General features: G+C 68.1%; 14 protein-coding genes, 1 pseudogene and 1 riboswitch. Of the genes and pseudogenes, 9 read left to right on the top strand and 6 right to left on the bottom strand.

All coding sequences use genetic code 11. The features are described from left to right. Window positions 1–126: 126 nt before the first annotated feature. A pseudogene (locus ACIQ67_RS11350) lies at window positions 127–321 on the top strand (MerR family DNA-binding protein); the annotation flags it as partial. 44 nt (window positions 322–365) lie between these two features. Here ACIQ67_RS11350 and ACIQ67_RS11345 read toward each other — a convergent pair. The 5 genes from ACIQ67_RS11345 to ACIQ67_RS11325 all read right to left on the bottom strand — a co-directional run bounded on the left by ACIQ67_RS11345 (window position 366) and on the right by ACIQ67_RS11325 (window position 5,202). Continuing rightward, window positions 366–599, bottom strand: a complete 234-nt coding sequence (locus ACIQ67_RS11345) for a hypothetical protein (RefSeq protein ID WP_397534473.1) — start codon at window positions 597–599, stop codon at window positions 366–368. Between the two features lie 93 nt (window positions 600–692). Further along, the gene (locus ACIQ67_RS11340) at window positions 693–2,663 is read right to left on the bottom strand and encodes a GspE/PulE family protein (protein WP_397534472.1); all 1,971 of its coding nucleotides are present in this window, start codon (window positions 2,661–2,663) and stop codon (window positions 693–695) included. Window positions 2,664–2,806: 143 nt separating this feature from the next. Then, complete coding sequence (locus tag ACIQ67_RS11335) at window positions 2,807–3,478, bottom strand: glycosyltransferase (RefSeq protein ID WP_397534471.1); 672 nt, start codon at window positions 3,476–3,478, stop codon at window positions 2,807–2,809. A gap of 134 nt (window positions 3,479–3,612) precedes the next feature. Further along, window positions 3,613–4,503, bottom strand: a complete 891-nt coding sequence (locus ACIQ67_RS11330; RefSeq protein WP_397534470.1) for a pirin family protein — start codon at window positions 4,501–4,503, stop codon at window positions 3,613–3,615. Window positions 4,504–4,554: 51 nt separating this feature from the next. Then, on the bottom strand, window positions 4,555–5,202 hold the full coding sequence (locus ACIQ67_RS11325; protein ID WP_397534469.1) for an FMN-dependent NADH-azoreductase: 648 nt from the start codon (window positions 5,200–5,202) through the stop codon (window positions 4,555–4,557). Window positions 5,203–5,322: 120 nt separating this feature from the next. Here ACIQ67_RS11325 and ACIQ67_RS11320 point away from each other — a divergent pair, with 120 nt between their 5' ends. Further along, the gene (locus ACIQ67_RS11320) at window positions 5,323–6,273 is read left to right on the top strand and encodes a LysR substrate-binding domain-containing protein (protein ID WP_397534468.1); all 951 of its coding nucleotides are present in this window, start codon (window positions 5,323–5,325) and stop codon (window positions 6,271–6,273) included. 18 nt (window positions 6,274–6,291) lie between these two features. Here ACIQ67_RS11320 and ACIQ67_RS11315 read toward each other — a convergent pair whose 3' ends face one another. After that, window positions 6,292–8,001: a diguanylate cyclase gene (locus tag ACIQ67_RS11315; RefSeq protein WP_397534467.1), complete on the bottom strand. Its 1,710-nt coding sequence runs from the start codon at window positions 7,999–8,001 to the stop codon at window positions 6,292–6,294. Window positions 8,002–8,102: 101 nt separating this feature from the next. Then, window positions 8,103–8,240, top strand: a riboswitch (TPP riboswitch). Between the two features lie 198 nt (window positions 8,241–8,438). Here ACIQ67_RS11315 and thiC point away from each other — a divergent pair. The 7 genes from thiC to ACIQ67_RS11280 all read left to right on the top strand — a co-directional run bounded on the left by thiC (window position 8,439) and on the right by ACIQ67_RS11280 (window position 15,422). Then, the gene (gene thiC, locus ACIQ67_RS11310) at window positions 8,439–10,325 is read left to right on the top strand and encodes a phosphomethylpyrimidine synthase ThiC (RefSeq protein ID WP_397534466.1); all 1,887 of its coding nucleotides are present in this window, start codon (window positions 8,439–8,441) and stop codon (window positions 10,323–10,325) included. An 11-nt stretch (window positions 10,326–10,336) separates the two neighbouring features. Then, on the top strand, window positions 10,337–11,386 hold the full coding sequence (locus tag ACIQ67_RS11305; protein WP_397534465.1) for an FAD-dependent oxidoreductase: 1,050 nt from the start codon (window positions 10,337–10,339) through the stop codon (window positions 11,384–11,386). Next, on the top strand, window positions 11,374–11,586 hold the full coding sequence (gene thiS / locus ACIQ67_RS11300) for a sulfur carrier protein ThiS (protein ID WP_397534464.1): 213 nt from the start codon (window positions 11,374–11,376) through the stop codon (window positions 11,584–11,586). The genes ACIQ67_RS11305 and thiS overlap by 13 nt, the downstream gene beginning before the upstream one ends. Before the next feature lie 6 nt (window positions 11,587–11,592). After that, on the top strand, window positions 11,593–12,399 hold the full coding sequence (locus tag ACIQ67_RS11295) for a thiazole synthase (RefSeq protein ID WP_397534463.1): 807 nt from the start codon (window positions 11,593–11,595) through the stop codon (window positions 12,397–12,399). Beyond that, window positions 12,396–14,072, top strand: coding sequence for a bifunctional hydroxymethylpyrimidine kinase/phosphomethylpyrimidine kinase (locus ACIQ67_RS11290; protein WP_397534462.1), 1,677 nt, complete (start codon window positions 12,396–12,398; stop codon window positions 14,070–14,072). Before ACIQ67_RS11295 ends, ACIQ67_RS11290 begins: the two co-directional genes overlap by 4 nt. Window positions 14,073–14,130: 58 nt before the next feature. Then, complete coding sequence (locus tag ACIQ67_RS11285) at window positions 14,131–14,616, top strand: hypothetical protein (protein ID WP_397534461.1); 486 nt, start codon at window positions 14,131–14,133, stop codon at window positions 14,614–14,616. Window positions 14,617–15,134: 518 nt separating this feature from the next. Next, entirely contained in the window at window positions 15,135–15,422 is a 288-nt protein-coding gene (locus tag ACIQ67_RS11280) for a hypothetical protein (RefSeq protein ID WP_397534460.1), read from the top strand. Window positions 15,423–15,429 lie beyond the last annotated feature (7 nt).

Below are 15,429 nucleotides of genomic sequence, written 5' to 3'. Positions count from 1 at the left end.
CGCGTCGCCGCGTGCGCTTGCTCGATTGCCCCAGTCCAAGACTCGTCTGCTTCATGGTCTCAATCATCTCAGCCGCTCAGGTCGTCCGGTAGCTGATTTCCCCGGGGTTTATGCAGACCATCCCTAAAGCTGTGGCAGAACCGGCGCCGCTCCAGCAGCGATGTGAAGCGCATCGCCAAAACGCATATCGCCGACCTGGAGCGCCGCCTGGCCGAGATGCAGGCCATGAAGCTCGCGCTGGAACAGCTGGTCAGCTGCTGCCGCGGCGACGAGCGCCCGGACTGCCCCATCCTCGATGGGCTGGCCGACCCGCTGCGCTGAAGCCACACACAACGCCGATCCACGATCGGTCAGGGCCTTGGACACTAGTGCCGCCGGAAATCCTCAAGATTGAAGGGCGGGCGACGCCGACCCGGCCGAAGTGCAACCCAGATGATCAAGCCCATAGGCCAAGCCCCAAACATGACCATCAAGGCGACCGCCAAGGGTGGTTTGCCGCGCTGCTTCGCATCTTGGTAGGCCCACCCGATGCTCCAGACGTAGAAGAGAAAACCAACGGCGATGAAGCCGAAGATGCCTGCGCTGAACATTTCCGCCATGGACCAAATCCTCCCACCGGGTTGCTAGCGTCTATTATGCGCGCGCAACAGTCCCCCCTTGTGCTGGACGCATCACGTGCAGGCTAGTCGGACTCACTGCCCGGTCGCCGCCAGCACCTCAGTTAGATCGGTCAAGCCGGCCAGCAGCTTGGCGATGCCGTCCTGGCGCAGCGTGCTCATGCCGCTGCGCTGCGCGGCGACGAACATCTCGCTGGCCGGCGCACGCCGGCGGATCAGTTCGCGCAGCGCCTCGTCGGCGATCACCAGCTCGTGGATGCCCAGGCGGCCCTTGTAGCCGGTGCCGCCGCAGGCATCGCAGCCGTTGCGGCGGTACTGGCGCAACTGGCCATCGACCGCGTAATGCTGATGCCAGTTCGCCAGCAGCGTCTCCTCACTGTGATCGGAGGCGCCGCTGCCCGACTGCAGATACAGACGCAGCAGTGAGCGCGTGGCCCGCTCATCAAGCGGCTCGGGAACGCGGCAGTCCAGGCACAGGCGCCGCACCAGGCGCTGCGCCAGCACGGCCAGCAAGGAGTCCGAGAACATGAAGGGGTCCAGCCCGATCTCGAGCAGGCGCGTGACGCTCTCGGGCGCCGAGTTGGTGTGCAGCGTGGACATCACCAGATGGCCGGTCAGCGAGGCCTCGACCGCGATGCGTGCAGTCTCCTCGTCGCGCATCTCGCCGATCATGATGACGTCCGGATCCGCGCGCAGAAAGGTGCGCATCGCTGCCGCGAAGGTCCAGCCTATGCGCGGATTCATCTGCACCTGGCGCAGGCCATCCTGCGTGATCTCGATCGGGTCTTCGGCGGTCCAGATCTTGCGCTTGTCCTCGTTCAACTCGCGCATCACCGAGTGCAGCGTGGTGGTCTTGCCGCAGCCGGTCGGGCCGCAGATTAACAGCAGGCCATAGGGCTTGGCCATCATGCGGCGCAAGCCCTCCAGATTGGCGTCCGACAGGCCGATGCCATCCAGCGGCAGCGGCCGCATGCCGCCCAGCAGGCGCAGCACCACGTCCTCCAGCCCGCCGCTGGTCGGCACGGTGACCATGCGCAGCTCCAGCGGCGCGCCGCCGAAGCGGCTGAAGTCGATCTTGCCGTCCTGCGGCCGGCGGTGCTCGGAGATGTCGAGATCGGCCATGATCTTCAGCCGCGCCACCACGGCAAAGCGCACCCGCGCGGGCAGCTCCAGATAGCGCACCAGATCGCCATCGACGCGCATGCGCACACGCACCGGCTTGGGCGCCTCGAAGGTCTCGATGTGGATGTCGGAGGCGCGCAGCTCGACCGCATCCGCGATCAGGCGATTGACCAGGCGCACCAGCGCGTTGTCGGACTCCGAGAAAGCGCCGGCATCCGTCTCGGCACTGGCGGCATCGCCCTCGCCCAGTTCCTGGGCCAGCTCTCGAATGCTCTGTGCCTGCATCGGCAGGCACGGTCCGCTGCTCGGTGCGGGGCTGCCGCCCTGAGCATCCAGCTTGATCTGGTAGGCCTGGGCAATCGCCGGCGTCAAGGTGCCCGGCGCTGCCAGCACCGGGCGTATGCGCAGCTCGGTGACGAAGCGCAGCACGTCCAGCAGGCGCTGATCCCAGGGGTCGGACACCACCACCACCAGCACGTCCTCGCGCACCATCAGCGGCAACGCCGACTCGCGCTGCGCGAGCGCGCGCGGCAGCCGGTCCAGCGCCTGGGGCTCGGGCCGGGCATGCGCCAGGTCCACCGTCGGCACGCCCAGCCAGGTCGCCAGCGTCATGCGCAGCTGGGCAGGGCTGATCAGCCCGAGCTGCACCAGCAACTCGCCGAGCGGCACGTGCTGGCCCATCGCCGCCTGGCGCCGCAAGGCCATCTGCAATTGCGCAGGACCCAGCAGGCCCGCCTCGATCAGGGCGTCACCCAGGTGCGGTGCATGGCGCTCGGGCTGACTGCTGAGCGCGGACCAGACCCCGTCCAGATCCACCGCGACCGGGGCCGGCCGCAAGGCGGCGGGTCGGTCGTTCAGGGCATCCAAGGCGGCGGGCACGGTGTCATGCGTGTAGCCGCGTGAGGGCATCTTGTTTGCGTCCATCCGGGCAGCCTAAAGCCCCAGCGCCCGGGCATGCAAGTGCCAGCGCTCAGGCCGCAGCGTGAGCGACACACCGCGCAGCAAGCTTGCGCCAAATCAGCCCGGATTCCAGCGAGCTGGGCTCGGCGCCGGCGATCGTCGCTGCTTCAGACCTCGCCCCACTTGGCCCGATAAAGCTGCAGCGCCTGCCGCCAGCGATCGTCAATACGGCCGCCGCTCTGATGGGTGATGGCGATGGGCCAGGTGCCGAGCCGCAGCCCCTGCTGGCGCGCCGTACGGCAGAAATCCAGATCGTAGAAATGGAAGTCGAATCGTGGGTCGAAGCCCACGGCCAGTTCGCGCAAGCGGCTCTTGCGTGCCGCGAGCATCACACCGTCCAGCAACTCGCACTCGGAAGCGCTGAAGCCGAAGGCCACGACCTCGCCCCCGGCGTTCGGCCCGTGCGCCACAGCCCCGGACAGGTGCGCGACATCGTCACGCACGCCCTCTTCAATCCAGAACCAGCCGGGCTGACTTGGCGCGCGCCGGCGATTGCCGGCGACACCCAGCACGTCGAATCGGTTCAATCCTTCCAGCAGGCGCTCGCTCAGCCAGTAGTCGTCCAGCCAGACATCGTCGTGGATGAAGACCAGGATCTCCGGACTGTCGGGCGACTGGATGCGCTCGTTGTAGATCTCAGGCAGGCCGCGCCGGTTCTCGAAGGCGATGCGTGAAGCAATGCGTTGATCGAACTCAAGCCGCTTCAGCGACTGCCCAAGCGCGGTCTTGGCCCAGAACTGTGTTTTCGAGTGGCGTGTGGCAGAAACGATTTCGATCACGGGAGCTCCGATGGACGGAGGCAATTTTCACATGCTCCCGGGGTAGCCTGCCGTGTTGCACGCGCACCTGGGCGCCTAGCATGTTCAGCCACTCAAGGCTGGCCAGCCCGACCGACCGTCCGTCCGGGGCTGACTCAGGCCAGCTGCCCGTTCTGGAAGTCGTGCACCGCCTGCATCAACTCCTCGCGGGTGTTCATCACGAAGGGGCCGTACTGCGCGATCGGTTCCTTCAGCGGCCGGCCGGCGATCAGGATGGCCCGCGTCGGCGCCTCGCCGGCCTGCAGGCGTACGCCGTCACTGCGCGGCGTGTTGGCGAAGATCGCCATGCGCTGCTGCGGCACGGTGCAACCGCCTTCAAGCTTCAGGCTGCCGCGGTACACGTAGACAAAGGCGTTATGGCCTTCCGGCAGCACCTGCTCGAACTGCGCGCCGGGTGCCAGATGCAGGTCCAGGTACAGCGGCGCAGTGGCCTCGCGCTGCATCGCGCCGGCCACGCCGTGGCTGCTGCCAGCGATCACGCGCACGGTGACGCCCGCATGCTCGAACTCGGGGATCTGCGCGCTGGGGATGTCGCGATACCAGGGCGGGCACAGCTTGTCCTTGGCCGGCAGGTTCAGCCACAGCTGAAAGCCTTCCATGCGGCCGTCTTCCTGCTCGGGCAGCTCGCTGTGGATCACGCCACGGCCGGCGGTCATCCACTGCACACCGCCATTGCCGAGCAGGCCTTCGTTGCCGGCCGAGTCGCGGTGGCGCATACGGCCTTCGAGCATGTAGGTGACCGTCTCGAAGCCGCGGTGCGGATGGTCGGGGAAGCCGGCGATGTAGTCGTCGGCCTTGTCCGAGCCGAAGGCGTCCAGCATCAGGAAGGGATCGAGCCGGCGCTGCAGATCATTCGTCAGCACGCGCGTCAGCTTGACGCCCGCACCATCGCTGGTGGCCTGGCCGGCCACCAGGCGTTCGACCGCGCGCGGTCGCAGCAGCGGCTGCGTCGTGGCAAGGCTGTGGTGCGGGGTGGCAAGGCTCATGGCGTGCTCCGGTCGGGAACGAAAGAGGGAGTGGTGAAGGCGAAGCCGGGATTATTGGGCGAGCGCTGCTGCCTCGCCGACCAGCGTGGCGATCTGCTGGCGGGCACTGGCGACGCCGGCGGCTTCGGCCTCGGGCCCCATGGCCAGGCCTTCGGCATAGATGAAGTCGACCGCCGTCATGCCCAGGAAGCCCAATACCGTGCGCAGATAGGGCGTGATGCCGTCGGTGGATTGGCCACGGTGCACGCCGCCTGAGGCGATGAGCACATAAACCTGCTTGCCCTTGACCAGGCCTTCCGGGCCGGTGGCGGTGTAGCGGAAGGTGCTGCCGGCGCGGGCCACCGCGTCGATCCAGTTCTTCAGCTGGCTGGGCACGCCGAAGTTGATCATCGGCGTGGCGATCACGATCACATCGCTGGCCTGCAACTCGTCGATCAGCGCGTTGTCGGCTGCGACGCGGGCCGCCTGCTCGGCGGTGCGCTTCTCTGCCGGCGTGAACAGGGCGCCCAGTGCGACTTCATCCAGCGCCGGATGCGGGTTCAGCCCCAACTCACGCACGCTCAGCCTCGCGCCGGCCTGGCGCTGCAGCAGCGCCTGCGCCAGCTCGCTGGCCAGCCGGGTGGAGTAGGAGCCCTGGCCGTCCTGGACACGGCGGCTGCTGGCATTGATCTGCAGAATCTGGCGGGTCGTGGTGCTCATGGTCTTGCTCCTGTCGGTTGAGGCGGCGCTGGGCCGATGAGCACACTGTATTGAGCTGCAATCTTCAACAGAAGCCCTAAAACTGGACTTCACTGTTCCATCAACAGCACAATCATGGCCATGAACCCGGATGCCGACGATCTCTTGCTATTCGCCCGCGTGGTCGAGGCCGGCAGCTTCAGCCGCGCCGCGGAGCGCGTGCAGTGGCCTAAGTCCACCGTCTCTCGCCGCATCGCAGCGCTGGAGCAGCGCCTGGGCGAAAAGCTGCTGCAGCGCAGCACCCGAAGCCTGGCGCTGACCGAGTTTGGCCAGGGCATGATGGAACATGCCCGCGCCCTGGCCGCCGAGGTGGACAACGCGCTGGCCCTGGCCCAGCACCGCCGGCAGAAGCCCACCGGACGGCTGCGGGTCTCAATGCCAGGCGATCTGGCCAACCAGCTGCTGGCGCCAGCCATAGCCGCCTTCGTGACGGCCTATCCCGAGGTGGCGCTGGAGCTGGATCTGTCACCGCGCCGCGTCGACCTGATCGCCGAGGGCTTCGACCTCGCGATCCGCATGGGGGATCTCCCCGAAGACAGCCAGCTGGCTGCGCGGCGACTGGCCACCTTCACCAGTGGTCTTTACGCGGCCCCCGCCTATCTGCAGGCTCAGGGGCAGCCGGCCCAGGCAGCCGACCTGCTGAAGCTTCACGCCTTGATGATCCTGTCACGCTCCGGCGAGCCGATGGCATGGAGCCTGAGCCAAGGCGACGGCGCCGCGCAACAGCACTGGCAAGGCATGCCCGCGCGGCGCACGCTGGTCAACTCGCCCGAGACCTTGCTGCGGCTGGCCTGCGCCGGCGTGGGCGTGACCGCCGTCGGCGATCTGTTCGCCCGTCCTTATGTGGAGCGCGGCGAACTGCTGCGCGTGCTGCCCGATTGGTGCCTGGCGCCGGCTGCATGCTGGGCAGTTTTTCCGGAACGCCGGCTGATGCCGCTGCGCACACGGCTGTTCATCGAGGCGCTGGCGACGGCCCTGACCGACGCAGCTGGCGCCAGCCAGCGCCTCAGGTCGGAGGGCGCGGCGGCCTGAGTTCTCAAGCCCTCAGCTTCACGCCTGGGCCACCACCCGGTTGCGCCCCGACTGCTTGGCCCGGTACATCGCGTTGTCGGCACGCTCCAGGGCACTGCGCATGTCTTCACCGGGCATCACGCGGCACACGCCCAGGCTGGCGGTCACCCGCAAGCGCAGGCCGCCAACCTCCGGCGTCAGGGCCGCCCAATCGTGCGACTCGATCAGCTGGCGCAGGCGTTCACACACCGGCATCGCCTGCTCCAGCGGCGTGTTGCGCAGCAGGATCAGGAACTCTTCGCCTCCCATGCGCCCCACCACATCGGGCGGCCGCAGTCCGTGGCTGAGCAGGGACCCGACCGCGCGCAGGACATCGTCGCCCACGGCGTGACCAAATCGGTCATTGATGAGCTTAAAGTGATCCAGGTCCAGGACGGCCAAGGACCAGGGCGCGGCGCTGGCCTGATCGCCGTCCAGCGCAAACAGCGCAGCCAGCTGCAAATCCATCGCGCGGCGATTGGGCAGGCCGGTGAGTGCGTCTTCGGCCGCATGGCGGCCAAGCTCGTGCGCCTGCGCGGCCAAGGCATCGCGTTCCACTTGCAACTCGAAGGCCCGCAGGCGCTGGATCTGCGCCTCCATCTCGGCCCGCTCGGCAGTCACCCGTGAGCGCTCCAACTCGGCCTTGGTCAGGAGCACGCGCAGATGGGTGCTCTCACGCTGGCGGAACCGCAGCCGTTCCAGCTCGCGCAGACGCTCATGGTGCAGCAGCGCCTTGGCCAGGTCGCCCTGGCGCTTGTGCGCTTCATAGAGGTGTTCGTGCAGCTGCTCGAAGGCGCCCGGGTCCTCGTGGACGTCAATGCTGCTCAGTGCCCGCTCCATCAGGTCGATGGCTTCGGGCAATCGGTTCAGCTGCATCAATGCTTGAGCCCGCATGTCGAACGAGGCCGAAATCATCAGCTCAAACCCATGGGCCTGCGCGACAGCCAAAGCCTGATCAAACTCAGCCAGAGCCTCTTCGGCCTGGTCCACCTTGAGCAGCACCACCCCGTGATTGATGCGCCCGACGTTGGCACGATAGAGCTCACCGGAAGCGGCACCCAAGGTCACCGCCTCGTCCGAAAAGGCCAGGGCCTCGGCAAAGCACTGGCGAGCCGCCTCGTGCTCGCCGCTCAGTGCCAGCGCATCCCCTTGCTCAAGCTTGCTGTCGATCAGGGTGTTGAGCGCGCGGAACATCTGCTCGCCGTCATGATGCAGACGGGCCAGCTCCAAGGCTTGCTGCGCAAAGGTGTCGGCACGGGCAGGATTGGCCATGCGCACATAGGCTGACGCCACCCGGCACATGGCCAGACACACCGGGCCGGCCTCGCCCGCCTGACGCGCGCAGTCCAGCGCAGCCAGGGCGTAGTCCAGCGCGTCAACCGGCAGCTCCAGCTGATCGCATGACAGCGCCAGGGTGCTGAGCAAGCGGGCTCGCAAGCCGCCATCCGCGTGCTCGGGCATGAGATTCAGCGCCTGCTGCCCCTGGGCCAGGGCCGCTTCCACTTCGCCGTTGCGATGGAGATGCAGGGCCAGCACGGCGCCCGCCTGGGCTTGCAATTCGGGCGCCTGGGCCTGTTGTGCAAGTTCCAGCGCCTGCTGCGCCGCCACCTGGCCCGCCTGGTGATCCGATACCTCATGGCAGTGCAAAGCCTGCGCCAGCGCCGCTTGCGCTGCGGTGAGAGCTTGCTGCGGATCAGTCACGACAACCATGCTGGATTGTGAGCGCATCGCTGTTGCCCGGCCTTGAGCGTTCAATGCATTTTTTCATGGACACGCGGTCCGAACCCCGCCGCTCAAGCCCCCTATACTGCAGGCCTGCTCCGGGGTGCCCTGTTGCGTCGTTCTCGCTGAAGTCAAGAGAACGCGTCGGGCTGAGATGTGGTGGAAGCCATGGTCCCGCTGAACTTGATCCGGTTTGTACCGGCGTAAGAAGAGCCTGCTCCCAATGCCTCGGGGGCGGGCCCTGGACCCAGCTCCAGGGCCGAGATCGCGGCACGCCCCCCCAAGGGCTGACACCCGGTCTCTTCCCTGCACCGCCGTCCAAGGCCCGCCACTGATCGCAGCGTCCGAGCCCTCCCTGCTCTTTTCGCGCGCCGGCCCGACCGTCTCATGGCCAGGCTCCGGGGTCCAACCCGGAGACCGCTGCCATGAACGACCGCCTCACCCTCGATACCGCCGCTGCGCCGCAGTCCGCTGCGCTGCTGCCCAGCCCCGCCATCAGCCGCACGCCGCTGCCCGCGTCGAGCAAGATCTATGTGGCCGGCACGCTGCACCCTGAGATTCGCGTGCCGATGCGCGCCATCGCGCTGAGCAATGGTGAATGCATCACCGTCTATGACGCATCAGGCCCCTACACCGATGCCAGCGCTCACGTCGACGTCAGCCACGGCCTGCCCACGCCGCGTGAGTCCTGGGTGGCGGCGCGTCAGGACACCGAGGCCTACACCGGCCGCAGCATCCAGCTGATCGACGACGGCCTGCGCGACCATGCCCAGCAGCTGAAGCTGCATGAGATCAGCGCCGGCCTGCAGCGCACACCGCGCCGCGCCAAGGCCGGACTCAACGTCACACAGCTGCATTACGCGCGTCGCGGCATCGTGACGCCGGAGATGGAGTTCGTCGCGATCCGCGAGAACCAGCGCCTGGACTGGATGCGCGAGTACGAGGCGGACGCGGAGCGTGAGGCCCGTCTGCGCGGCAATGCTTTCGGCGCCAGCATCCCGCAGCAGATCACGCCCGAGTTCGTGCGCGAAGAAATCGCCCGCGGCCGCGCCATCATCCCGGCCAACATCAACCACACCGAGCTGGAGCCGATGATCATCGGCCGCAACTTCCTGGTGAAGGTCAACGCCAACATCGGCAACTCGGCGGTGACATCCTCGATCGAGGAAGAGGTCGAGAAGATGGTCTGGGCCACCCGCTGGGGTGCCGACACGGTGATGGACCTTTCCACAGGTCGCAATATCCACACCACGCGCGACTGGATCGTGCGCAACAGCGCCGTGCCCATCGGCACCGTGCCGATCTACCAGGCACTTGAGAAGGTCGGCGGCGTGGCCGAGGACCTGAGCTGGGCGCTGTTCCGCGACACGCTGATCGAGCAGGCCGAGCAGGGGGTGGACTACTTCACCATCCACGCCGGTGTGCGCCTGCCCTTCGTGCCGATGACTGTGAAGCGCCGTACCGGCATCGTCTCGCGCGGCGGTTCCATCCTGGCCAAGTGGTGCATCGCGCATCACCAGGAGAATTTTCTCTACACGCACTTCGAAGAGATCTGCGAAATCATGAAGGCCTATGACGTGAGCTTCTCGCTGGGCGACGGCCTGCGGCCCGGCTCGCTGGCCGACGCCAATGACGAGGCGCAGTTCGCCGAGCTGCGCACACTGGGCGAGCTGACCAAAATCGCCTGGAAGCACGATGTGCAGACCATGATCGAAGGCCCCGGCCATGTGCCCATGCACATGATCCAGGCCAATATGACCGAGCAGCTGAAGCACTGCGACGAAGCCCCCTTCTACACACTTGGCCCGCTGACCACCGACATCGCGCCGGGCTACGACCACATCACCAGCGGGATCGGCGCGGCCATGATCGGCTGGTTCGGCTGCGCAATGCTCTGCTACGTCACGCCCAAGGAGCACCTGGGCCTGCCCGACCGCGACGATGTGAAAGCTGGCCTGATGGCCTACAAGATCGCTGCCCACGCCGCCGATATCGCCAAGGGCCACCCGGGCGCGCGCGCTCGCGACGACGCGCTCTCTAAGGCGCGCTTCGAGTTCCGATGGACCGACCAGTTCAATCTCGGCCTGGACCCCGACACCGCACGCGAGTTCCACGACGAGACCCTGCCCAAGGACAGCGCCAAGGTGGCGCATTTCTGCTCGATGTGCGGGCCCAAGTTCTGCTCGATGAAGATCACGCAGGATGTGCGCGACTACTCGGAAAAGCTGGCCGCCGAACAAGGTATGGCCACCAAGAGCGCCGAGTTCCGCTCGCAAGGCGGTGAGCTCTACATCCCCATCAAGACCGCTTGAGGAGCAGGCCCGTGGCGCATATCGCGATTGCGGGCGCTGGGCTGGCCGGCCGCCTCTTCGCCTGGGCGCTGGCGCGCGCAGGCCATCAGGTGTCAGTGTTCGATGCCGGCCCCGGCCCCGAACCCCGCTTCGACGGCCAGGGCGCGGCGGCCTTCACTGCCGCTGGCATGCTCAGCCCCCTGGCCGAGCAGGAAGCCGGCGGCGCTGACGTCGCCGCACTGGGCTGGCAATCGCTGGCTCTGTGGCCAGGCATCGTCGCAGCGCTGCCCGTGCCGACACGGCCCGCGCTGCAACTCACAGGCAGCCTGCTGCTGGCGCATGGCAGCGACCGCGGCGCAGCAGCGCGTGCGCTGGCCCGCATGCCCGGCGCGCAGGCGCTGACGGCGCCGGACTTGCGCGCAATGGAGCCCGCCCTGGCGCCCAGCCTGCTGGGCTGGCTGCTGCCCGGCGAGGGGCTGATCCATCCGGTGCAGGCCATGGCCGCATTGCAGGCCGCGGCCGAGGACGTGCAGTGGCACTGGCAGCAGCCCGTGGCCGCAGTGGAACCGGGCGCGCTGACGCTGAGCGACGGCCGGCGCATCGCTGCCGACTGGTCCGTGGACACGCGCGCGCTGGGGGCACGCCCTGACCTGCCACTGCGCGGTGTTCGCGGCGAAGTGCTGACGCTTGAAATACCGGCCCACGGACTGCGGCGCCCGGTGCGGCTTCTGCATGCGCGCCACCGTGTCTACCTGGTGCCGCGCAGCGCCAGCGAGCTGGTCGTCGGCGCCAGCGAGATCGAAAGCGAAGACCGCAGCCCGGTGAGCGTGCGCAGCGCCATCGAGCTGATGGCTGCCGCACACAGCGTGCTGCCGCAACTCTCGGAAGCCCGCATCACCCGGCTAGACCGCAATCTGCGCCCCGCCCTACCCGACAACCTGCCGCACGCGCAGGCCGAACCCGGCCTGCTGTGCCTCAACGGCTTGTACCGCCACGGCTGGCTGCTCGCACCCGCGCTGGTGCAGCGCCTGCTGCTCGAAAGCGGACTGGCCAGTCTGGAGATTCCCGAATGTCAGCCCTGATCACCATTCGCCTCGATGACGAGCCCCTGCAACTGCCGCGCTTCAGCAGCCTGGCCGATCTGATGACGCAGCTGCAACGCGCGCCCGATAGCGCGGCCACCGCGCTGAACGGGCAGTTTGTCGCACGCCATGCCCGGCCAACGGCCATCCTCAAAGACGGCGACCAGGTCCTTCTGTTCAAACCCATCGTCGGAGGTTGAGGAAGCATGAACCCGGATGCACTGATCATCGACGGCGTGGCACTCGCCAGCCGCTTCTTTCTTGGCAGCGCCGGCTATCCCAGCCCGCAGCTGCTGACGGATTCAATACGCGCGTCTGAAACGCAGCTGCTCACCGTCGGCCTAAAGCGCACCTTGCTGGGCGGCGACAACGGCTTCGTGGCCCAGGCCCTGGCCACTGCCCAGGCCCAGGGCGCACGCCTGCTGCCCAACACTGCCGGCTGCCGCACTGCACGCGAGGCGATCAATCTGGCGCAGATGGCGCGCGAGCTCTATGGCACACACTGGATCAAGCTCGAAGTGGTGGGCGACGACCACACCTTGCAGCCCGACCCCTTCGAGCTGCTCGATGCCGCCACTGCCCTGGTGCGCGAGGGCTTCACCGTCTTCCCCTATTGCACCGATGACCTGGTGCTGTGCCGCCGCTTGCTGGACGAAGCCGGCTGTGCACTGCTGATGCCCTGGGGCGCGCCTATCGGCTCGGGCCAGGGTCTGGTGCATCTGGCCGGCTTGCGCACGCTGCGCGAGCGCCTGCCGGATGCGCTGCTGGTGGTGGATGCCGGCATCGGCGCGCCTTCGCACGCGGCGCAGGCGATGGAACTGGGTTTCGACGCGGTGCTGCTGAACTCGGCCGTGGCGCAGGCGCGTGAGCCGGTGCTGATGGCCGCCGCCTTCCGCGACGCGGTGCGGGCCGGCCGCAGCGCCTGGCGCGCCGGCCTGATGGCTCCGCAGGATCTTGCCGTGGCCAGCACGCCGGTCAGCGGCCATGCCTTCCTGCTGGGGCAGCCACGATGAACCCACTGACTCGCCCCCACCCCAGCCTGCCCTCGCCCTGGGCCGAAGCAGTCGATCCTGACCAGGCCACGCTGGCCGACTGGGCACGGGACGCCTCGCCCCCGATCATCTGGAGTGTGGCTGGCACCGACAGCGGCGGCGGCGCCGGCCTCTCGGCTGACACGCGTGCCGCCGCAGCGCTGGGCGTGCATTTGTGCCCGGTGGTGGCCGCCGTCACCGCCCAGCACTCGCGCGGCGTGCAAGCGGTGTTTGCGCTGCCGCGCGAGCAGATCCAGGCCCAGTTGCGGGCGCTGGCCGAGGACATGCCGCCGCGAGTCGTGAAGACCGGTTTGCTGGGCAGCGCCGCGGCGATCACGGCCTTGTGCGAGGCAGTGGATGCGCTGCGCCTACGCGATCCGGAGCTGCTGCTGGTGGTGGACCCGGTGCTGGGCGCAAGCAGCGGCGGCGCGGCCTTCTGCGACGAGGCCGTGCTGCAGGCCTATCGCAATGAGCTGCTTCCGCGCTGCAATCTGCTCACGCCCAACCGGCGCGAAGCACTGCGCCTGCTGGGCCTGCGCCCGGACGATGCGCAGGCGCCCGGCACGCCTGAGCTCGCTGCAGCGCTCGTGCAACGTTTCGGCCCGCAGCGCCTGCAGGTCTGCATCACCGGCGGCGACGATCTGCAGCCCACGCCAGGCGCCGATGCATTGGCGCTGGACTGGGTGCAGGCGCGTGCGTTGCCGAGCCAGCCGGTGCACGGCTGGCTGGCCCTGCCGCGCCTGCCCGTGCCGCACAGCCATGGCACCGGCTGCAGCTTCGCCAGCGCCGCCGCCGCCGCGCTGGCCCGCGGCTTTGCCATGCCTGACGTGCTGGTACTGGCCAAGCGCCTGGTCTGGCAGGCCTTGCAGGACGGCCATGCCGCCGGCACCGGTGCCGGGCCGGTGCGCGCCGATGCGCGCTTCATGCACCAGGCACAGAACATGCCGGTGATGGGCTTTGATGATGAGCACTCGCCCGCCGGCGCCACGCTGGCACGCTGGTTGCGCGTCCTCCAGGCAAGGCCTGGGCAGCCTGATCCATCGGCCTTCAAAGCAGGCCTGTATGGCATCAGCGCTGATCCGGCACAGCTGGCTGGCCTGGCTGCCTCCGGTCGCTTTGCCCATCTGCAGCTGCGCCTCAAGAGCGACGGCCGCGCGGAGCTGACGCAGGCCATCGGCCAGGCCTTGAAAGCCGTCCAGGCCCATCCCGGCTGCCAGCTGTGGATCAACGACCATTGGCAGATCGCACTGGAGCAAGGCGCCACGGCCCTGCACCTGGGCCAGGAAGACTGGGCGGCGCTGGAGCCCGCTGCGCGGGAGCAAGTCCTCGGCAAGCTCGGCCTGAAACTGGGCCTCTCCAGCCACAGCCTGTGGGAGTTGGCCCGCGCCCGCGGCCTGGCGCCGCACTACATCGCCTGCGGTCCGATCTGGCCCACCACGACCAAGCACATGCCCTGGCTGCCACAAGGCCTGGGCCAGCTGCACCACTGGGTGGCGATGGCCGGCGCGCCGGTGGTGGCGATTGGCGGCCTGCTGTCGGCCGGGCAGCTGCACGCTTGCCTGCAGGCGGGTGCGGCGGCGGTCTGCCTGGTGCGCGGGCTGGGCGATGAGGCGCTGCTGGCCACCAGTGCCATTCGACATGCGGACTTCGCCTAACGAATCCCTAATCCAGCCCTCGCATACTCGCCGGCACATCGATGACAAAGGCTTGAGCATGCAGAGTTCAAGACGCCGCCTTCTGGGGGCAGGAGCCCTGATCCTGGGCGGGCTGCAGGGCTGCGGCGGGGGTGGTGGCGGTGACAGTCCGCCCGCCAACGCGCAAGAGCTGCCCCTGCCCGCCAACCCCACGCCCTGGCAGGCCGACCTGCAGGATCTGGTGGGCGTGCTGCTGGCCAGCCATCCGCAACCCTTCAAATACCTGGAGCGCAGCCTTTTTATGGCCGACGCCCGCACCCTGATGGAGGCCATGCCGGGCCAGAGCGAGGCTCAGAGTCTACTGGGCCTGCACAAACTCTTCGCCCGGCTGCGTGACGGGCACACGCGCATGGAGTTCGACTTCCGCCGGGTGGCGCATCCAACAATGCTGCCGCTCTTTGTGGAGTCATTCGAAGAGGGGCTGTTCGTAATTTCAACCGAGGCCAGCGTGGCCGAGCTGTCCGGCGCCGAAGTCCTGGCCTTTGGCGGCCGCCCGGCCAGCTAAGCCCTGGCCCAGATGGGCCGCTACTGGCCGGTGGAGAACCGCTGGGGCCTGATGGATCGCGGCGCGGCCATGCTGCGCTCCAGCCTGGTGCTGGCCGACGCCGGCTTCAGCACCGCGCCCGATCGCGCGCAGCTGACGCTGCGACTGCGCAACGGCACCACCGTTCAGCGCGAGTTGACCGCCGGCAACTGGAACAGCTTTCAGCCCGCCTTCAGCGGCTCCACCGTGCGTCGCTATCGCCAATCCTCGCTGGCCTATTGGCATGAGTGGATTCCCGCTGGTCCCGAGTCGCCGCAAGGCTTGGCGCTCTACCTGCGCTACAAACGCTGCGAGAACATCGACGCCTTCTCCGCCTTGGTTCGCAGCATCACCGCTGATGCCCGCTGGACGCAGCTGAGCCGAGTGGTGGTGGATCTGCGTGGCAACTACGGTGGCTCCAGCAGCGTCTATCGCCCCGTCCTGGAAGCCTGCCGCGGCAACCCGGCAACCCGGCGGCCATGCGGCCTGGGGCGTTTCAGGTGCTCACCGACCGCGCCAGCATGTCGGCCGCGATCGAAGCCGTGCTGGAAAGCAAGGCCATCGGCGCGCGCTCACTGGGCGAGCCGACCGGGCAGCGCCCCAACTTCATGGCCAATCTGGTGCCCTTCACCAGCAGCCGACTGCAGCTGGCCTTCGTGCGCGCGACTCTGTACTACGACCGTGTGGGCGGCGATCCGGATACCTTGGCGCCCGATGTGCAGCTGCCCTACAACTTCAGCGACTGGCTCGTGTCGCGCGACACCGTGCTGGAGCGGGCGCTGGCCTGAAGCGGCC

The organism is Roseateles sp. (assembly GCF_044373315.1).
In the GTDB taxonomy this organism is placed as follows: Bacteria; Pseudomonadota; Gammaproteobacteria; order Burkholderiales; family Burkholderiaceae_C; genus JACDQM01.
The sequence above is the reverse complement of the archived record's forward strand: the minus strand, read 5'-3'. Positions and strand labels throughout refer to the sequence as shown.